We start from the raw sequence: 18,551 nt of genomic DNA on the forward strand, positions 1-18,551 counted from the left end.
AAATTGTGATTGTCGAAATAGGCCGCATTGCCTATGCTGGATTTTTCTGACATCCAAGAGACATACATTCCATGCCATCCCAGCCTGTTCCTGCCGACCACAGCATCGTCGAGTTGAGCGCCGTGGCGCTGTCGGCAGCCATCCAGCGGCGCGAGTTGTCCTGCACCGAGGTGCTGCAGGCCTTCTGGGGCCAGATTGACCGGTTGAACCCCCAGGTGAATGCGCTGGTCGCGCCCATGCCGTGCGAGCCGCTGCTGGCCCAAGCCGCACAGCTCGATGCCGAACTGGCCCAGGGCAAGAGCCGCGGGCCGCTGCACGGTTTTCCGCAGGCGCCCAAAGACATTTCGCCGGCCGCCGGCATGGTCACCACCAAGGGCTCGCCGATCTTCCAGGGCCAGGTCAGCAGCAGCGATGCGGTGATTTTTGAGCGCATGCGCGCGGGCGGAGCGCTCTTTGTGGCGCGCAGCAATTCACCGGAATTTGGCCTGGGCGGCCACACCTACAACCCGGTCTACGGCACCACCCGCAATGCCTTTGACCAGAGCCGCTCGGCCGGTGGCAGCAGCGGCGGTGCAGCCGTTGCGGTGGCCTTGCGCATGCTGCCCGTGGCAGATGGCTCGGACATGATGGGCTCGCTGCGCACGCCGGCGGCCTTCAACAATGTCTACGGCCTGCGCACCTCCGTGGGCTGCGTGCCGCATGGCCCGGGCGATGAGGTGTTCTTCCAGCAGTTCAGCGTGGCCGGGCCCATGGCACGCGATATTCCCGATCTGGCCTTGCTGCTGTCGGTGCAGGCGGGCTTTGATGCGCGCTTGCCGCTCACGCGCCGCAGCGAAGGCGCGCAGGACTGGGGCCAGGGCCTGGAGCGCGATTTCCGGGGCCGCAAGATCGCCTGGCTGGGTGACCTGGGCGGGCACCTGCCCACCGAGCCGGGCCTGCTCGAGACCTGCCGCGCGGCGCTGGGCGCCTTTGCCGACATCGGCTGCACGGTCGATGAGGTGCTGCCCGACTTTGACCTGGAGCAGCTGTGGCGCGCCTGGATTGATCTGCGCAGCTTCAGCGTGGCAGGCGCCAATGCGGCGCTGTATGACGACCCGCAAAAGCGTGCGCTGCTCAAGCCCGAGGCGCTGTGGGAGATGGAGCGCGGCCGCGCGCTGTCGGGCATGGATATCTATGCCGCCGCCAAGGTGCGCAGCAGCTGGTACGAGGTGCTGCGCCGCCTGTACGAGCGCTATGACTTTGTCGTGCTGCCCGCTGCGCAGGTGTTTCCGTTCGACGCCGAGCTGGACTGGCCCCATGCCGTGGGCGGCCGCAGCATGGACACCTACCACCGCTGGATGCAGACGGTGGTGGGCGCCACGATGGCGGGCTTGCCGGCCTTGTCGGTACCGGCCGGGTTTGGCCCCAACGGGCTGCCTGCCGGCCTGCAGATCATCGGGCCCACGCAGTCGGACAAGGCGCTGCTGCAAATCGGCCATGCCTATGACCAGGCCAGCGGCCATGCCCGGGTGCGCAGCCCTTTGCTGGGCTGACAGCACGCTGTAGATCGTTGACCCGGCGCGTCTTCTAAGGCTGCGCTCCCACCCAGGAAGGCGTTGCTGCAACGCCTGTCTGATCCCTCCCTTGCCCTCGTTTTCCGCAAAAAAGGTAGATCCCATGTCCATGCCGATATCCCGTCACCGCTTTTTGACCTACCTGGCCGCAGGCGCTGCCGGCCTGGCATGGCGCCCAGTGCTGGCGCATGGCTACCCTGACCGTGCGATCAAGCTGGTGGTGCCTTTTGCACCCGGCGGGGCCACGGATATATTGGGACGGCTGCTGGCCTCGCAGCTCAGTGACAAACTGGGCCAGTCGGTGTTTGTGGAGAACCGGCCGGGGGCAGGCACGGCCGTGGCGGGCGGCCAGGTGGCCAAGTCGGCTGCCGATGGCTATACCTTGTTTCTGGGTGCCAGCTCCACCTTGGCGATGAACCCGGTGGTGCGCAAGGCGCTGCCCTATGACCCGATGCGCAGCTTCAGCATGCTGGGCCTGGTGGCTGACATGGGTCTGGTGCTGGTGGCGAACAATGCCGTCAAGGCCACGTCGTTGCAGGACCTGGTGGCGCAATCGAAGGCGGCGCCGGACCGCTTTTCCTACGGCTCCTTCGGCCCGGCCTCGTCGGTGCACTTTGCCGGCGAGATGCTCAAGACGGCAACCGGCATGCGCATGCTGCATGTGCCCTTCAACGGCAGCACACCGAGCCTGACCGCGTTGATGGGGGGCCAGGTGCAGTTGGCGGTGGACACCGTGGTGGCGACCACGCCGCTCATCAAGGCCGGCAAGATCAAGCCGATTGCCGCGCTGGGCGCCCAGCGCCTGGCCTTGCTGCCCGAGGTGCCGACCGTGGCCGAAAGCGGCTACCCTGGTTTTGACATGAGCACCTGGTTTGCGTTCCTGGCGCCTGCTGGCCTGCCCGAGCCGGTGCGCGCCAAGCTCGAAGCTGCCTTGGCCGATGTGATGGCCCAGCCCGCTACCCAGCAAAAGCTCGAAAGCATTGGCCTGACGCCCGCCTGGGGCAATGGCCGTGCGCTGCAGGCCCGGGTGGAACGCGAGCTGCCGCTGATGCGCGATGTGGCGCAGCGCGCGCAGATCGAGGTGGAGTAAGTCTTGGGCGAGCGGTGCTGACGTAGGGAAAAAAAGCGCTTAACGCAGCGCTTCCCACCACTGCTTGTTGCTGCGCGGCTGGCCCACGGTCAGCACCTCGCCGATTTCTGGCGTGGCCAGTTGGATGCCCTGCTGCTGCGCCAGCGCCGCGAGCCGGTCCAGCGGCTCACGCCAGCCGTGCATGGCCAGCGCAAAGGTGCTGTTGTGCACGCTGTAGAGCACCTGGCCGCGCACATCGGTAAAGGCCTGGATGGTTTCTTCCGGTGTCATGTGCACGGAGGGCCAGTAGGCGTCGTAGGCGCCGTTTTCCATCAGCGCGAGGTCCATCGCGCCAAACTTGTCGCCAATCGCCTTGAAGCCGGGAAAGTAGCCGGTATCGCCGCTGTAGTAGATGCGCTGGCCGCCGGTTTGCAGCACCCAGGATGCCCAGAGCGTGCTGTTGCGGTCATTGAGCGTGCGGCCCGAGAAATGCTGGCTGGGCGTGGCGGTGACCTCGACACCGGCGTGTTGCTCCTGCTGCCACCAGTCGAGCTCGACAATGCGCTCGGACGCCACACCCATGTCGCGCAGGCGCGCGCCCACGGCCAGCGGCACAAAGTAGCGCTCGACCTTGCCCAGCAGGAACTTGATCGTCGGCTCGTCCAGGTGGTCGTAATGGTCGTGCGACAGGATGAGACCGGCAATCGGCGGCAGGTCCTGCAAGGGCAGCGGCGTGGGGTGGAAGCGCTTGGGGCCGATAAAGCTGAACGGCGATACGCGCTCACCAAACACCGGGTCGATCAGCCAATACTGGCCCTGGAGCTTGAGCAGGTGCGACGAGTGGCCGAGCCGAATCACATGGTTGGCATCGGTGGGCAGCGCTTGCAGCTGCGCCGGGGTGACGGTGTGGACCGGAATACTGTCCTGCGGAGTGGTGCCGCTCTTGTCGCCAAACAAAAAGCGCGACCAGATCTGAAAGCCGCCGGCATGGGGCTTGGCCGCCGGGTTGGGCGGGTTCTGAAAGCGCTTGTCGGCCGAGGAATACTGGGGCGATGCCTGGTAGCGGCGCTGGCTGTCCTCGTCGGGGGTGGAGGCGCAGGCTACCAATGAGCAGGCAGTGGCCACCAGCCAGCCGCTGCGCAGGCGCTGAAAGCCGCCGTTGCCGCGGGTGGTGTTGCTGGAGGAGGACGCGGGGTGGGGCTCTTGCATGGGGTGTGTCAATCAGGCAGGGGAATGCGGTAAGCGATTGCCATGATACGGCGCCCATAAGAAAGCCGCATGGCTGCGGCTTTTGTAGGGATTTAGCGAAAAATCTATTGATTAATCAACAGATTTATTCCACTTCGGCGATGAGTTCGATCTCGACACAGGCGCCCCGGGGGACCTGGGCGACGCCAAAGGCGCTGCGGGCATGCGCCCCCTTGTCGGGACCAAACACCTGGGCCAGCAATTCGCTGGCGCCGTTGGTGACCAGATGTTGCTCGGTGAAGTCTTCCGTGCTGTTGACCAGGCTCATCAGCTTGACAATGCGCTTGACCCGGTTCAGATCGCCACCGACTGCTGCTTGTAAGGTGCCCATCAGGTCGATGGCGACCGCGCGCGCTGCCTGCTGGCCTTCGGCGGTGTCCATGGTCTTGCCTAGCTTGCCGGTCCAGGGCTGGCCGTTCTTGCTGGCCGTGTGGCCGCTGATAAAGACCAGTTGGCCGGTTTGTGCAAACGGTGCGTAAGCCGCAGCCGGTGTGCGCACGGGCGGCAGTTCAATGTTCAGTGCTTTGAGTTGGTCGTAGATGCTCATGCCGGTGTTGTCCTTGCTGGGTAGAAGACAGGCATCTTAGAGGCATGGCCGACTGCGGTGGCATGCAAAAACAATGCGGCGCCATACCCGCAGGGCATGGGCGCCGCATCGCGTGGTGCAGGTGTCAAGCGAGTTCGGCGATCAGCTCGATCTCGACGCAGGCGCCCATCGGAATCTGGGCGACGCCAAAGGCGCTGCGGGCATGGGCACCCTTTTCAGGGCCAAACACTTCGGCGAACAACTCACTGGCGCCATTGGTCACCAGGTGCTGCTCGGTGAAGTCACCGGTGCTGTTGACCAGGCTCATCAGCTTGACCACGCGCTTGACACGGTTCAGATCACCACCGGCGGCATGCTGCAAGGTGCCCAGCAGGTCGATGGCCACCGCGCGGGCTGCGAGCTTGCCTTCTTCGGTGTTGATGTTGCGGCCAAACTGCGCCACCCAGGGCTTGCCATCCTTGCGGGCGATATGGCCGCTCAAAAACACCATGTTGCCGGTCTGTACATAGGGCAGATAGGCGGCAGCGGGCACCGCCAGTGGCGGCAGGCTGATGCCGAGGGCCTGGAGTTTGTCGTAAACGCTCATGGAGTCCTTTCAAAAGTGGAGGCGGGGCAAAGCGCCCAGTGTGGCACAAATGCCCTGCCAGGGCGCCGTTTCCCATGTCGCCTGAGAGGGGCGCCGGCGAACTCTAGGGCAAGCCCTGATCGGACCTGCAGGCAGCGCTGCCTAGCATGTGGAGATGATGGAGACCTCTTCCTGCAAGCGGGCAGTCCAGCGCAGTGTGGGGCCGGGCTGGGCGGGCTACTGGCGACCGGCGGCCTGGCTCTGGGGCATCCTGGCGGGTACGGCCCTGCAACTGCAGCAGGCCAGCTTGGCGCCTGTCTGGCAGTACGCGGCATTGGCGCTCTTGGGGGCCGTGGCCAGCTTGCTGCTGAGCCGCTGGCGCGGGCCGCTGCCGTGGCTGGATCGCGCGCTGTGCTGTCTGGCTGCCGCTGCGCTGGCCTTGGGCCTGGCGGGCATGCGTGCCGCCCATCAGGCGCAAAAGCAGCTGCTGCCAGCGTTGGAAGGGCTAGACCTGCAGGTCGAGGGCGTCATCGTCGCCATGCCTTTGCCGATCACCGGCGGCCAGCGCTTTCGGCTCAAGACCGGGCAGGCTTGGCAGGTTGGGCAAGGCGGGCAGAAGGGTGCGCCGGTGGCAGTGCCGCCGCTGATCGACCTGTCCTGGTACCGTGCCGACCACCGGGCTTTTTCGGGTGTGGCGCCCGAGCCGCCTGCGTCGGCAGACGCTGATCTTCCGCTGCTGCAGGCGGGGCAGCGCTGGCGGCTGCCGCTGCGTTTGCGTGCCCCCCATGGCAGCCTCAATCCGCATGGTTTTGACTACGAGATGTGGATGTGGGAGCAGGGCGTGCAGGCCACGGGCTATGTGCGCCACGGCCAGGCCCAGGGGCCGCAGCTGCTGGCCTCCGGCCAAGGCCATGTGGTAGAGCGCTGGCGGCAGGCGGTGCGTGATGCGATGGTGCAGCGCCTTGCCCCGCCGGGCCAGGCGCAGGCGGCAGAGCAGGCGCGCATCGCCGGCGTGCTGGTGGCGCTGGTGACCGGGGAGCAGCGTGCGATTGACCGCGAGGACTGGCGCGTCTTCCGCACCACCGGCGTGGCCCATCTGATGGCGATATCGGGCCTGCATATCACCTTGTTTGCCTGGGTGGCGGCGGCGCTGATCCGCATGGCCTGGCGGCGCAGCCCGGCGCTGTGTCTGTGGCTGCCGGCACCCCATGTGGCCTTGTGGGGCGGGGTGCTGTGTGCGGGGCTCTATGCGCTGTTCAGCGGCTGGGGCATTCCCGCGCAGCGCACGGTGCTGATGCTGGTGGTGGTGGCCGTGCTGGCATCGACTGGCCGGCAATGGCCCTGGCATATGCGCTGGCTGCTGACCTGTGTCTGCGTGGTGCTGGCCCAGCCCATGGCCTTGCTGCAGGCGGGGTTCTGGCTGAGTTTTCTGGCAGTCGGTATCTTGTTTGCATCAGACCGAGGGGGCAGCAGCCGCAGCGCTGCGCTGCCCGAGCAGGGCAGGGCGCAGCGCGGCCTGCGCGGCGCCTGCGCTGCCGCCGCCAAGCTGCTGCGCGAGCAGTGGGTGGTGACCCTGGCGATCACGCCCTTGTCCCTGCTGCTGTTTGGCCAGGTGTCGCTGGTCGGCTTTGTGGCCAATCTGCTGGCCATCCCCTGGGTGACCTGGGTGGTCACGCCGCTGGCCTTGCTGGGCGCCGTGCTGCGGCCGTTGTGGACGGCCGCAGCCTGGGCGCTGCAGCCCTTGATGGTGGCGCTGCAGTGGCTGGCCAGTTGGCCCCATGCCGCGTTGTGGCTGGCCGCAGCGCCGGGCTGGGCAGCGTTCGTTGCCGTGCTGGGGGGCATCTGGCTGGTGCTGCCCTGGCCTTGGCGCCTGCGGCTGCTGGGCCTGCCTTGCCTGCTGCCCGCGTTGTTCTGGCAGCCGCTGCGGCCGCCCCATGGCCAGTTTGCGCTCTGGGCGCTGGATGTGGGCCAGGGCCAGGCGGTGGTGGTGCAGACGGCCAGGCACAGCCTGCTGTATGACGCGGGCCCGTTGTACGGGTCTGGCAGCAATGCAGGCGACCGGGTGGTGGTGCCGGCAATGCGGGCGATGGGCGTGCGCGGGCTGGACAGCGGCCGGCTCGATCTGCTGGTGCTCAGCCACGCCCATGTGGACCATACGGGCGGTGCCCAGGCGGTGGTGGAGCAGCTCCAGCCGGTGGGCGTGCTGGGCTCGCTGCTGCCCTATGAGCGGCAGCGCCTGGGCATTGCCGAAGCGCCCTGGCAAGACTGTGCTGCGGGCCAGACGTGGACCTGGGATGGAGTGCATTTCAGCGTTCTGTTTCCGGGGGCGCAGGAGCTGGGTGCCACAGACAGTTCCATTCCAAGGGATAGCTCGGGCAATGCCCACAGCTGCGTGCTGCGCATCGAGGCGGCCGCGCGTGGCGGCCATGCGGCCAGCGCCTTGTTGCCCGGCGATATTGAGCGGGCCCAGGAGGGGGCGCTGGTGCAGCGCTATGCGGGCGAGCCGTCGGTGTTGCGCGCCGATCTGATGCTGGCTCCGCACCACGGCAGCAACACCTCGTCCACGCGACCGCTGCTGGAGGCGGTGCTCCCGCGCTGGGTGGTGGCACAAACGGGCTACCGCAACCGCTTCAGGCACCCGGCTGCGCGGGTGCAGCAGCGTTACCAAGAGATGCAGATTGTGCTGCGCAACACGGTCCATTGCGGTGCGGCGCACTGGCGCTCCGACCAGCCCCAGACGCTGCTGTGCGAGCGGCAAAAGCGGCCGCGCTATTGGCGCCACCAGGCTGCCCAGCAGGGCCAGACAAGCGGCATATTGGATATTAACAAAACAAATCAAGCACTAATTCTTGATGAAGGTTAGTACTTAGTTTTGGGTGGCGCGAAACTTGCTAAGCTGCTGGTGCCAGAAAGGATTTTGCGATGCAAAAGTTCGATGAGATGTACCAGGGCCTGCCTTATGCAGCAGGTGCCGAAAGAGCGCACTACCAAAGCTATGCCAAATGGCTGCAGCTGCAGCCCTTCGAGAAGATGCAGGCCCTGCGCGAGGAGGCCGAGCTGATATTCCGCCGCGTAGGGATCACCTTTGCGGTTTATGGCGAAAAGGACGAAGACGGCTCGGGCACCGAGCGCCTGATTCCCTTTGATCTGATCCCGCGCATCATCCCCTCGCAGGAATGGGCCCAGATGCAAAAGGGCCTGGTGCAGCGCGTGGCCGCCCTCAACCGCTTCATCCACGATGTCTACCACGACCAGGAAATTCTGAAGGCCGGCATCATTCCGCGCGACCTGGTGCTGGACAACAGCCAGTACCGGCCCGAGATGCGGGGCGTGCATGTGCCGCTGGAAACCTATGCGCATATCGCCGGCATCGATATCGTGCGCGCAGCCGAGGTGGACGGCAGCGGCACATACTATGTGCTCGAAGACAACCTGCGCGTGCCTTCGGGCGTGTCGTACATGCTGGAAAACCGCCGCATGATGATGCGCCTCTTTCCCAGCCTGTTCAGCAGCCATGCGGTGGCGCCGGTGGCGCATTACCCGGATATGCTGCTCGACACCTTGCGTGCCAGTGCGCCCAACCAGGCGGCCAACAACCCCACGGTGGTGGTGCTGACGCCGGGCATGTACAACAGCGCCTACTTTGAGCATGCCTTCCTCGCCCAGCAGATGGGCGTGGAGCTGGTCGAAGGCCAGGACCTGCTGGTGCGCGATGATGTGGTCTACATGCGCACCACGCAGGGTCTGCAGCGGGTGGATGTGATCTACCGCCGTGTCGATGACGACTTTCTTGACCCCACCGTTTTCCGCTCCAGCTCCACCCTGGGTTGCGCCGGCTTGATGCGCGCCTACCGCAAGGGCAATGTGGCCATCTGCAATGCAGTGGGCACGGGCGTGGCCGATGACAAATCGGTCTACCCCTATGTGCCGGCGATGATCCGCTTCTACCTGGGCGAAGAGGCCATCCTGAAGAACGTGCCGACCTGGATGTGCCGCAAGCCCGATGACCTGGCCTATGTGCTGGACCACCTCGATGAGCTGGTGGTCAAGGAGGTGCATGGCGCTGGCGGCTACGGCATGCTGATCGGCCCGGCCTCCACGCGCGCCGAGATCGAGGCCTTCCGCGCGGTGCTCAAGGCCAAGCCCAATGGCTATATCGCCCAGCCCACTTTGAGCCTCTCGAGCAGCCCCACCTATGTGGAAAGCGGCATTGCGCCGCGCCACATCGATCTGCGGCCCTTTGTGCTGAGCGGCAAGGAGGTGCAGATGGTGCCCGGGGGCCTCACGCGCGTGGCGCTCAAGGATGGATCGCTGGTGGTCAACTCCTCGCAAGGCGGGGGCACCAAGGACACCTGGGTGCTGCGCGGCCCGGAGGACGATTACAGCGAATGGGATGGCATGCAGCAGTGAACCCGGAGGTTCTTGTTTGAAAGCCATCCATCTGCCTAGCGAAAGAATGTCACTATGTTGAGCCGAACCGCCGATCACCTCTACTGGATGTCCCGCTACACCGAGCGGGCAGAGAACACAGCCCGCATGCTCAATGTGAGCTACGAGACCTCCATGCTGCCGCAGTCCGCGACCGCAGCGACCAAGGCCTGGCAAAGCGTGCTGTCCATCAGCGAGCTGCTGCCTGCCTACTATGAGCGCCATGACGAGATCACCCTCGATGGGGTGCTGCACTTCATGGTGCGCGACGAGACCAATACCTCATCGATCTACAGCTGCCTGCTGGCCGCGCGCGAGAACGCGCGTGCCGTGCGTGGCGCCTTGACCACCGAGGCCTGGGAGACGCAGAACCTGACCTGGCTCGATATGAACCGGCTGTTCAAGGCCAAGAAGTTCGAGACCGATCCGGCCAAGTTCTTCGAGTGGGTCAAGCACCGCTCGCACCTCTCGCGCGGTGTGGTCTCGGGCACGATGCTGCAAGACGATGCCTTTTTGTTCTTGCGCCTGGGCACCTTCATCGAGCGGGCCGACAACACGGCCCGCCTCCTGGATGTGCGTTTCCATGCCGTCAAGAACGACTACCACGGCTCCTACCAGCCGGGCAAGGGCAGCCAGCCCTCGGACTTCTACCACTGGAGCGCGATCTTGCGCAGCGTCTCGGCCTTCGAGGTCTACCGCAAGGTCTACCGCAATGTGATCACGCCCGAGCGTGTGGCCGAGATGCTGATCCTGCGGCGCGACATGCCGCGCTCCTTGCATGCCAGCATGTACGAGGTGGTGCAGATTCTGCAGGCCGTTGCCAACGACCACTCGGCCGAAACCCAGCGCCAGGCCGGCCTGCTCCTGGCCGAGCTGCAGTATGGCCGCATCGATGAGCTGCTGGCCACCGGCCTGCATGCCTTCCTGGTGCGCTTTCTGGAGCGCGTGCATGCGCTGGGCGGCCGCATTGGCCAGGATTTTCTGGCGACCACGGAGCCGGTGGCTGCCTGATGGTCCGGCTGGCCAGAAAGGCAAAAGGCTGCGGTTGTCATCGCAGCCTTTTTTGCATCCACCGCGCGGGCATTTTGCTGCCCGCGATCCAGGGTGATCGGTGGTGATCAGTAGCGGTAGGTCGCAGTCAGCAGGAAGTTGCGGCGCTCGCCGTAGAAGCAGTCGCCGCGTGAGAGGCACTGTGTGATCACGACCTTGTCAGTCAGGTTGTTGGCATGGAAGGCCAGGCGCCAGTCACCGCTGTCATAAGCCACCATCGCATCGGTCAGCAGCGAGGAGGGCGTGTCGATGGCGCTGGTGCCCGACCACTGCGAGCCGGTGTAGCGCATGCCCGCGCCCACACTCCAGCCGCCGCGCCCCTGGCTGGCAAAGCGGTGCATCAGCCAGCTCGATGCCATGTGGCGCGAGACGGCAGCCACGCGCTGGCCCTGGTCGCCCGCATTGCTGCGGCTGATCTTGGCGTCGGTATAGGCATAGGCGACGGTCCAGTCCCAGCTTTTGGCCAGGCTGGCGGTCATCTCGGCTTCAAAGCCCTGGGTCTTGACTTCACCCAGCTGCAGGCTGTTGAGCGGGTTGGCCGGGTCATTGGTCTTGCGGTTTTGCTCGCGCAGGCTGTAGACGGCCGCATAGCCCGAGATGCCCCGGCCTTCGGGAATCCACTTCACACCGGCTTCGACCTGCTTGCCGCGCTGCGGTTTGTAGGGCGTGCCGTAAAAGTCCACGCCGCCCAGTGGCTGGAAGGACTCGGTATAGCTGACATAAGGCGCCCAGCCGCCGCCGGCCTGGTAGGTCAAGCCTACGCGCTTGGTCCAGGCCGAATCGTCGGCAGCGGCTGCGGGCCGGCCTTCGGTCTCGGTCTTGGCATGGTCGCGGCGCAGGCCCGCCGTGGCGCTCCAGTCGCCCCAGCGCAGCTGGTCCTGCAGGTAGAAGCCCAGCTGGCGCTGCGACACATTGGGCGCCTGCACCAATTGCGATGCCGTGGGCGGCGTGAACGAGCCGTAGACCGGGTTGTAGACATCGAGCGGTGTGCCCAGCGCGCGCCAGCTCGCCTGGCTGGTGGTATTGCGCTGCCAGTCCATACCGGCCAGCAGCGTGTGCTGCACATCACCGGTCTGCAGCTTGCCTTCGAGCTGGGTATCGACCAGCAGCATGCGGCCGCCATTGACCTGCCAGACGGCATCGCGCTGCACGGTGCGGCCATCGGGATCGAACACCGGCCGGGCAGGGCGGCCCGCTGCGGCGTTGGCGGCAAAGCTGGTGTAGAGCGTGCGGTAGTCCACCTCGCTGGTGGTGCGGCGCAGGTTCTGGCGCAGGGTCCAGCTGTCGTTCAGCTGGTGGCTGAACAGGTAGCCAAAGGACTTGTTCTCGGAATCGTACTTGTCAAAGTTGGGCTCGCTGATGAAGGTGTTGGTCGGAATCTGGCCGTAGGGGCTGGACAGGCGCGTGCCTTGCCAGGGGAAGAACTGGGTGATCGAGCCACTCTTGTCCTTGTGGTACATGGCCTGCAAGGTCAGCGAGGTGCCGGCAAAGGGCTTGAAAGTGAGCGACGGCGCAATGACCAGGCGGTCGTCCTTGACATGGTCGACCTGGGTGTTGCTGTCACGGCCCACCGCCACCAGGCGGTAGAGCCAGCGCCCGTCGTCGTCGATGGGGCCGGTGATATCGCTGGCAATCTGCTTGCGGCTGTGGCTGCCCAGCTGAACCTGCAGCTCGCGCTGGGGCTGGTCCAGCGGGCGTTTGCTGGTCAGGTTGAGCACGCCGCCCACGCTGCCCTGGCCATACAGCACCGAAGAGGGGCCGCGCAGAAACTCGACCCGCTCCAAGGTATAGGGTTCGACCTTGATGTTGTTGTAGGTGCCATAGGTGCGCAGCAGGCCATCCTGGTACTGGCTGACATCGCCGCCGCGCGCCTTGAAGCTGTCGACGCGGTTGTCGAAATAGCTGGAGTTGATGCCCGCTGCATAGCGTGTGGTCTCGCGCAGGGTCGTCACGCCCTGGGCTTCAAACTGGTCGCGCGTCACCACGCTGATCGCTTGCGGGGTCTCGATCAGCGGGGTGTCGGTCTTGGTGGCCGAGATGGCGCGTTTGGCGACAAAGCCTTTGACCGGGCCGGTGGCTGTCTCGGCCTCGGTCTCACCCTGCACGGTGATGGGGGCGAGCGTGGTTTCTGCCGGAGTAGCAGTTACCGGTTGCGTGCTTTGTGCCAATGCGTTGCCGCCCCAGCAGGCCAGGGCAGCCCACATGGCCGTGTGTAAAGCGGTGTGCAGCGCACGCGGCGCGGCTGATGGGATAGCGGTGTCAGACATGGTAATCGGGTGTTGAACGCGGAAAACGGCGCGCTGAAAGGGTCAGCACTTGAGCTTTACCGGGCCTGACCGCTGCCATGCAGGGAGGCTGCGCTGTGGATGCAGGTGCTGGCATCCAAGGCGTCCAACTGCGGCCTGTAGACCGCGAGGCGAAGGGATAGTCGTGCACGCAGCATGGCAGTGTGGGGTGACCCGGTGCGCTGGCTGGCATCGGTAAACAAACGATGCTGGCGTGCGAAGAAAGATGAACGCGCAGTGTAATAGAAGTTTTGAATGATTATTGTTTAACCATCAATGCAAGCAGGTTTGTGCGGCAGATACAACAAAAAGGACCCGAAGGTCCTTTTTGCGTGGCGTTGCTGGAGGCGGGGCTTATTCGACCTCGCCCATGATGGACTGCAGGTAATTCTGGATGCCGACCTTGTCGATCAGGTCCAGCTGGGTTTCGAGAAAATCGATGTGCTCTTCGGTGTCGTCCAGGATCTTTTGCAGCAGGTCGCGCGAGACATAGTCACGCACGCTTTCGCAGTGGGCGATGCCATCCTTGATGGTGGCTTGGGCGGCTTGCTCCAGGCGCAGGTCACAGGCCAGTGCCTCCGGCACGTCTTCACCGATCTGCAGCTTGCCCAGGTCCTGCAGGTTGGGCAGGCCGTCGAGCATGAAGATGCGGTCCATCAGCCAGTCGGCATGCTTCATCTCGCCAATGGATTCCTCGTATTCCTTCTTGGCCAGCTTGTCCAGACCCCAGTGCTTGTACATGCGGTAATGCAGAAAATACTGGTTGATCGCGGTGAGTTCGTTTTTCAGCTGCGCTTGCAGAAAACCGATGGCTTTGGGATCGCCTTTCATGGTGGGCTCCTTCTCTTGTGTCATTAACGGGTGTTGGGGCTATTGTCCTTGCGAAAGGTCAAGCAACCAAACCCAGCGGTGCTTATCCCCCGTGCTTTTGCTCTGGCTGCGTGTAAGGCTGAGTCGTGTTCTCATTTGACGCAGCCCGTCCCTTGCTTGCATGATGCGGCTTGCTGCAGCGCAACTGCGCTGTCATGGCGCTGTGCTAAGTTGCAGCGAACAAGGCGTGCTGCACTGCGCAGGCTTGCAAAATAGGCACCAGCCCGCATATAGCTATCTGCCTTGGGTCAGTGCTTGAATAATAGCTTGTTTAAATCTAAATGATTGTATTAATTGAATTGCTCAATTATGAAGATCTTTCTACACTGACCCCTGTCAATCGTTTTTTACTCAACAGAAGGAAACCACCATGTCCGTACTCAACAGCAAGATCAAGCCTTTCGCGACGCAAGCATTCAAGGATGGCAAGTTCATCGAAGTGACCGAAAAAGACGTCCTGGGCAAGTGGGCTGTGTTCTTCTTCTACCCTGCTGACTTCACCTTTGTCTGCCCCACCGAACTGGGCGATGTGGCCGACCACTACGCTGAGCTGCAAAAGCTGGGCGTGGAAGTCTATTCCGTCTCGACCGACACCCATTTCGTGCACAAGGCCTGGCACGACACCTCGGACACCATCGCCAAGATCAAGTACACCATGCTGGGTGACCCAACCTGGCAAATCAGCCAGAACTTCGACTGCCTGCGCGAAGGCCAAGGCCTGGCAGACCGTGCCACCTTCATCGTTGATCCAGAAGGCGTGATCCAGGCGATGGAAATCACCGCTGAAGGCATCGGCCGCAATGCAGAAGACCTGCTGCGCAAGATCAAGGCTGCCCAGTACGTGGCATCGCACCCCGGTGAAGTCTGCCCTGCCAAGTGGCAAGAAGGCGAAAAGACCCTGGCTCCATCGCTGGACCTGGTTGGCAAGATCTAAGCTGTTAATCACTGCTGCAATTCCAACGTAGTAGACGCCCGGGTGCCTGGCGCCCGGGCTTTGTTTTTTTGAAAAGTGCTGCAACGCCCCAAGGCGGGCCACGAGAAGTTTGAAGGAAGTCCCATGCTCGACAACACCATGAAAGCCCAACTGAAAGCCTACTTGGAGCGCTTGACCAAGCCCGTCGAGCTGGTGGCGACCCTGGATGACGGTGACAAGTCGAAGGAAGTGCGCCAGCTGCTGGCCGATATCAAAGAACTGAACGACAAGATCACGGTGGTCGAAGACAATGCGGCCGATGTACGCAAGCCGTCTTTCCTGATCACCAACCCGGGCACCGATGTCGGCGTGCGTTTCGCCGGTGTGCCGCTGGGCCATGAATTCACCTCGCTGGTGCTGGCGCTGCTGCAAGTGGGCGGCCACCCCTCGAAGGAGTCCGCTGAGCTGCTCGAGCAGGTCAAGAACATCGACACACCGCTGCACTTCGAGACCTTCTACTCGCTGTCCTGCCACAACTGCCCGGACGTCGTGCAGGCGCTGAACCTGATGTCCGTGCTCAACCCCAAGATCACGCACACCGCGATCGATGGCGGCCTGTTCCAAAAGGAAGTGCAAGAGCGCGAAATCATGGGCGTGCCCACCGTGTTCGTCAACGGCCAGCGTTTTGGCCAGGGCCGCATGGAGCTCGCCGAGATCGTTGCCAAGGTCGATACCGGCGCGGCAGCCCGCGAGGCGCAGAAGATTTCGGCCAAGGACGCCTTTGATGTGCTGATTGTCGGCGGTGGCCCCGCAGGCGCAGCCGCTGCGATCTATGCGGCACGCAAGGGCATCCGTACCGGCATTGCCGCCGAGCGTCTGGGCGGCCAGGTGCTCGACACCGTGGATATCGAAAACTTCATCTCCGTGAGCAAGACCGATGGCCCCAAGTTTGCGGCCGCGATGGAGAGCCATATCCGCGACTACGAAGTCGACATCATGAATCTGCAGACTGCCAAGTCCCTGACGCCCGCAGCGCAGGAAGGTGGCCTGATCGAGATCGAGACCGAATCGGGTGCCAAGCTCAAGGCCCGCACGGTGATCCTGTCGACCGGCGCGCGCTGGCGCAACATGAATGTGCCCGGTGAGGATACCTACCGCACCAAGGGCGTGACCTACTGCCCGCACTGCGATGGCCCGCTCTTCAAGGGCAAGCCCGTGGCGGTGATCGGTGGCGGCAACTCCGGTGTCGAGGCGGCCATTGACCTGGCCGGTGTGGTCCAGCACGTGACCTTGCTGGAGTTTGCCGCCGAGCTGAAGGCCGATGCCGTGCTGCAGCGCAAGCTGCGCAGCCTGCCCAATGTGACGGTCATCCTGAATGCGCAGACCACCGAAGTGAACGGTGACGGCAAGAAGGTGACGGGCCTGACCTACAAGGACCGCACGAACGACGAGATCAAGACCGTCGCGCTCGAAGGCATCTTTGTGCAGATCGGCCTGCTGCCCAACACCGGCTGGCTCAAGGGTACCGTGCAGCTGACCCCGTTTGGCGAGATCGAGATCGACGCCAAGGGCCACACCAACCTGCCCGGCGTGTTTGCCGCTGGTGACTGCACCAATGTGCCGTACAAGCAGATCGTCATCGCCGCAGGTGCCGGTGCGACTGCCGCGCTGAGCGCGTTTGACCACCTGATCCGCACCACGGCTCCGGCTGCCTGATCTGCCGGATCAGCGCTGAAATAACAATGCCCCGATACCGAAAGGTTCGGGGCATTGCTACATCTAGAGGGGCCGAGGTGGCTCAGCCAGTCCAAGCAGGGCTAGCGGTGGCGTGGCGGTTTAACCCTGCTTGCCGATGAGGAGGTACTCCATCAAAGCCTTTTGCACATGCATGCGGTTTTCGGCCTCGTCCCAGACGACCGACTGCGGGCCGTCGATGACCTCGGCCTGCACCTCTTCGCCCCGGTGGGCGGGCAGGCAGTGCATGAAGAGGGCGTCCTTCTTGGCCACGGCCATCATGTCGAGGTCCACGCACCAGTCGGCAAAGGCCTTCTTGCGCTTTTCGTTTTCCTCTTCATAGCCCATGCTGGTCCAGACATCGGTGGTGACCAGGTCCGCGCCCTTGCAGGCCTCTTGCGGGTCGCTGAACAGCTGGTAGCAGTCCTTGTCGTAGGCGCGGCCGCTGAAGGCCAGTTGCTCGTCGATGCCGTAGCCGCTGGGCGTGCTGACATGGACCTTGAAGCCCAGCAGGTTGGCTGCCTGCAGCCAGGTGTTGGCCATGTTGTTGCCATCGCCCACCCAGGCGACCGTCTTGCCCTGGATCGAGCCGCGGTGCTCGATAAAGGTGAAGATGTCAGCGAGGATCTGGCAGGGGTGGAACTCGTTGGTCAGGCCATTGATGACCGGCACGCGCGAGTGCGCTGCAAAGCGCTCGATCTTGTCCTGGCCGAAGGTGCGGATCATCACCAGATCGGTCATGCGGCTGATCACGCGCGCGCTGTCCTCGATGGGCTCGGCGCGGCCCAGCTGGCTGTCGCCGGTGGTCAGGTGCACCACCGAGCCGCCCAGCTGGTACATGCCGGCCTCAAAGCTCACGCGCGTGCGCGTGCTGGCCTTCTCGAAGATCATCGCCAAGGTGCGGTCGGCCAGGGTGTGGTGGGTCACATAGCCCTTGAACTTCTGCTTGATCAGCGCCGCGCGCTTGAGCAGGTATTCGTATTCGTCAGCCGTGAAATCCTGGAATTGCAGATAGTGTTTCATTGCGTTCTCTTCTGGCCTTATTGGCCTGCCAGGAAGGATTTGACCAGCGGTACGAGCTTGGCGACGATCTCATCGGCCTCGGCTTCGGTCAGGATCAGCGGTGGCACGATGCGGATCACGGTGTCGGCGGTCACGCTGAACAGCAGGCCGGCTTCTTGCACGCCGCGCGTGATCAGCTCGCCGCAAGGCTTGTTCAGCTCCACGCCGATCATCAGGCCCTGGCCGCGCACTTCGACAAAGCCGGGCGTGCCCGCCAGCGCCTCGTTCAGCGCGGCCTGGAGGTAGTCGCCCACCTTGGTGGCATTGGCCAGCAGGCCTTCTTCTTCCATGATGGCAATGGTTTCCACACCGGCGCGCATGGCCAGCGGGTTGCCGCCAAAGGTGGTGCCGTGGTTGCCTGGCTGCAGCACCTTGGCCGCCTTGGGGCCGGCGACGACCGCGCCGACTGGCACGCCCGAGCCCAGGCCCTTGGCCAGCGACATCACATCGGGCACGATGCCGGCCCACTGGTGGGCAAACCACTTGCCGGTGCGGCCCATGCCGGCCTGGATTTCATCGACAATGAACAGCCAGTCCTTGGCGTCGCACAGCGCACGCACTTGCTTCATGAAGTCGGCGCGCATTGGGTGCAGGCCGCCTTCGCCCTGGATGGGCTCCATCATCACGCCGACAATATTGGAGTTGCCTTCGGTCGCTTCCTGCAGCGCGACGAAGTCATTGGCCGGCACGCGCAGAAAACCGTCGAGCAGCGGGCCAAAGCCGTTGCGAACCTTGGGGTTGGCAGTAGCGCTCATCGTGGCAATCGAGCGGCCATGGAAGGCATGGTCGAACACGACGATCACCGGCTTTTCGATGCCCTTGTCCACGCCGTACTTGCGCGCGATCTTGATCGATGCCTCGTTCGCTTCCAGACCGGTGGAGCAGAAAAAGACATTGGTCATCTTCGAGCGTTCGACCAGCAGGGCTGCGAGCTTTTCCTGGCCGGGCACATAGTAGTAGTTGCTGGTGTGGATCAACTTGGTCATCTGGTCGTGCAGCGCGGCGACCAGCTTGCCGTGGTTGTGGCCCAGCGTGTTGACGGCGATGCCGCCCAGCGCATCGAGGTATTCCTTGCCGTTGACATCCCACACACGCACGCCCTGGCCTCGCTCCAGTGCGACCGGCACGCGGCCATAGGTAGTCATCACATGGGGCTCAGAAGGCTTGACGGTGTCTTGCATGGAAATCTCCGGAAAAAAGAAACAGAATCAAAAAATCCGCCATGGC

At 63.9% G+C, this 18,551-nt stretch carries 14 protein-coding genes; 7 read left to right on the forward strand and 7 right to left on the reverse strand.

Annotation, left to right across the window (positions count from 1 at the left end):
• Positions 1-71: 71 nt before the first annotated feature.
• Both F0Q04_RS09065 and F0Q04_RS09070 read left to right on the forward strand, forming a co-directional pair.
• A complete protein-coding gene (locus F0Q04_RS09065; RefSeq protein WP_182345222.1) occupies positions 72-1,532 on the forward strand; it encodes an amidase in 1,461 nt (486 codons plus the stop codon).
• Positions 1,533-1,662: 130 nt separating this feature from the next.
• Complete coding sequence (locus F0Q04_RS09070) at positions 1,663-2,643, forward strand: Bug family tripartite tricarboxylate transporter substrate binding protein (RefSeq protein ID WP_182345223.1); 981 nt, start codon at positions 1,663-1,665, stop codon at positions 2,641-2,643.
• A gap of 39 nt (positions 2,644-2,682) precedes the next feature.
• Here F0Q04_RS09070 and F0Q04_RS09075 read toward each other — a convergent pair whose 3' ends face one another.
• From F0Q04_RS09075 to F0Q04_RS09085, 3 genes are all read right to left on the reverse strand, one after another.
• Positions 2,683-3,831: an MBL fold metallo-hydrolase gene (locus tag F0Q04_RS09075; protein ID WP_116927255.1), complete on the reverse strand. Its 1,149-nt coding sequence runs from the start codon at positions 3,829-3,831 to the stop codon at positions 2,683-2,685.
• Between the two features lie 124 nt (positions 3,832-3,955).
• The gene (locus F0Q04_RS09080; protein WP_116927256.1) at positions 3,956-4,417 is read right to left on the reverse strand and encodes a RidA family protein; all 462 of its coding nucleotides are present in this window, start codon (positions 4,415-4,417) and stop codon (positions 3,956-3,958) included.
• A gap of 124 nt (positions 4,418-4,541) precedes the next feature.
• Positions 4,542-5,003: a RidA family protein gene (locus F0Q04_RS09085; RefSeq protein WP_021027680.1), complete on the reverse strand. Its 462-nt coding sequence runs from the start codon at positions 5,001-5,003 to the stop codon at positions 4,542-4,544.
• Positions 5,004-5,160: 157 nt separating this feature from the next.
• Here F0Q04_RS09085 and F0Q04_RS09090 point away from each other — a divergent pair, with 157 nt between their 5' ends.
• From F0Q04_RS09090 to F0Q04_RS09100, 3 genes are read left to right on the forward strand one after another with little or no spacing between them, the layout of a single operon-like run.
• Positions 5,161-7,845: a DNA internalization-related competence protein ComEC/Rec2 gene (locus F0Q04_RS09090; protein ID WP_182345224.1), complete on the forward strand. Its 2,685-nt coding sequence runs from the start codon at positions 5,161-5,163 to the stop codon at positions 7,843-7,845.
• A 59-nt stretch (positions 7,846-7,904) separates the two neighbouring features.
• Positions 7,905-9,392, forward strand: a complete 1,488-nt coding sequence (locus F0Q04_RS09095; protein WP_182345225.1) for a circularly permuted type 2 ATP-grasp protein — start codon at positions 7,905-7,907, stop codon at positions 9,390-9,392.
• Positions 9,393-9,446: 54 nt separating this feature from the next.
• The gene (locus F0Q04_RS09100) at positions 9,447-10,421 is read left to right on the forward strand and encodes an alpha-E domain-containing protein (RefSeq protein WP_021025531.1); all 975 of its coding nucleotides are present in this window, start codon (positions 9,447-9,449) and stop codon (positions 10,419-10,421) included.
• A gap of 107 nt (positions 10,422-10,528) precedes the next feature.
• Here F0Q04_RS09100 and F0Q04_RS09105 read toward each other — a convergent pair whose 3' ends face one another.
• Both F0Q04_RS09105 and bfr read right to left on the reverse strand, forming a co-directional pair.
• Positions 10,529-12,664, reverse strand: coding sequence for a TonB-dependent siderophore receptor (locus F0Q04_RS09105; RefSeq protein WP_116927258.1), 2,136 nt, complete (start codon positions 12,662-12,664; stop codon positions 10,529-10,531).
• Between the two features lie 435 nt (positions 12,665-13,099).
• A complete protein-coding gene (bfr, locus tag F0Q04_RS09110) occupies positions 13,100-13,576 on the reverse strand; it encodes a bacterioferritin (protein ID WP_116927314.1) in 477 nt (158 codons plus the stop codon).
• A gap of 409 nt (positions 13,577-13,985) precedes the next feature.
• On the opposite strand from bfr, the gene ahpC reads away from it, so the two are divergent.
• Positions 13,986-14,549, forward strand: a complete 564-nt coding sequence (gene ahpC, locus F0Q04_RS09115; protein ID WP_021025534.1) for an alkyl hydroperoxide reductase subunit C — start codon at positions 13,986-13,988, stop codon at positions 14,547-14,549.
• Positions 14,550-14,672: 123 nt separating this feature from the next.
• Positions 14,673-16,244 (forward strand): alkyl hydroperoxide reductase subunit F, encoded by a 1,572-nt coding sequence (gene ahpF / locus F0Q04_RS09120; protein ID WP_182345227.1) that lies wholly within the window; start codon positions 14,673-14,675, stop codon positions 16,242-16,244.
• Positions 16,245-16,364: 120 nt separating this feature from the next.
• On the opposite strand, the gene argF is transcribed toward ahpF, so the two are convergent.
• Entirely contained in the window at positions 16,365-17,285 is a 921-nt protein-coding gene (gene argF, locus F0Q04_RS09125; RefSeq protein WP_182345228.1) for an ornithine carbamoyltransferase, read from the reverse strand.
• A gap of 17 nt (positions 17,286-17,302) precedes the next feature.
• Positions 17,303-18,505 carry an aspartate aminotransferase family protein gene (locus tag F0Q04_RS09130; protein ID WP_182345229.1) on the reverse strand — a complete coding sequence of 401 codons (1,203 nt, stop codon included), beginning with the start codon at positions 18,503-18,505 and terminating at the stop codon, positions 17,303-17,305.
• Positions 18,506-18,551 lie beyond the last annotated feature (46 nt).

The organism is Comamonas koreensis (genome assembly GCF_014076495.1).
Taxonomy (GTDB): Bacteria; Pseudomonadota; Gammaproteobacteria; order Burkholderiales; family Burkholderiaceae_C; genus Comamonas; species Comamonas squillarum.

What these genes read in the sequence shown, in the direction of transcription:
- argF (WP_182345228.1), bottom strand. Translation starts at nt 17,285, where the DNA reads ATGAAACACTATCTGCAATTCCAGGATTTCACGGCTGACGAATACGAA.
- ahpF (WP_182345227.1), top strand. Translation starts at nt 14,673, where the DNA reads ATGCTCGACAACACCATGAAAGCCCAACTGAAAGCCTACTTGGAGCGC.
- F0Q04_RS09070 (WP_182345223.1), top strand. Translation starts at nt 1,663, where the DNA reads ATGCCGATATCCCGTCACCGCTTTTTGACCTACCTGGCCGCAGGCGCT.
- F0Q04_RS09090 (WP_182345224.1), top strand. Translation starts at nt 5,161, where the DNA reads ATGGAGACCTCTTCCTGCAAGCGGGCAGTCCAGCGCAGTGTGGGGCCG.
- F0Q04_RS09080 (WP_116927256.1), bottom strand. Translation starts at nt 4,417, where the DNA reads ATGAGCATCTACGACCAACTCAAAGCACTGAACATTGAACTGCCGCCC.
- F0Q04_RS09100 (WP_021025531.1), top strand. Translation starts at nt 9,447, where the DNA reads ATGTTGAGCCGAACCGCCGATCACCTCTACTGGATGTCCCGCTACACC.
- F0Q04_RS09095 (WP_182345225.1), top strand. Translation starts at nt 7,905, where the DNA reads ATGCAAAAGTTCGATGAGATGTACCAGGGCCTGCCTTATGCAGCAGGT.
- F0Q04_RS09105 (WP_116927258.1), bottom strand. Translation starts at nt 12,664, where the DNA reads ATGTGGGCTGCCCTGGCCTGCTGGGGCGGCAACGCATTGGCACAAAGC.
- F0Q04_RS09075 (WP_116927255.1), bottom strand. Translation starts at nt 3,831, where the DNA reads ATGCAAGAGCCCCACCCCGCGTCCTCCTCCAGCAACACCACCCGCGGC.
- F0Q04_RS09130 (WP_182345229.1), bottom strand. Translation starts at nt 18,505, where the DNA reads ATGCAAGACACCGTCAAGCCTTCTGAGCCCCATGTGATGACTACCTAT.
- F0Q04_RS09065 (WP_182345222.1), top strand. Translation starts at nt 72, where the DNA reads ATGCCATCCCAGCCTGTTCCTGCCGACCACAGCATCGTCGAGTTGAGC.
- ahpC (WP_021025534.1), top strand. Translation starts at nt 13,986, where the DNA reads ATGTCCGTACTCAACAGCAAGATCAAGCCTTTCGCGACGCAAGCATTC.
- bfr (WP_116927314.1), bottom strand. Translation starts at nt 13,576, where the DNA reads ATGAAAGGCGATCCCAAAGCCATCGGTTTTCTGCAAGCGCAGCTGAAA.
- F0Q04_RS09085 (WP_021027680.1), bottom strand. Translation starts at nt 5,003, where the DNA reads ATGAGCGTTTACGACAAACTCCAGGCCCTCGGCATCAGCCTGCCGCCA.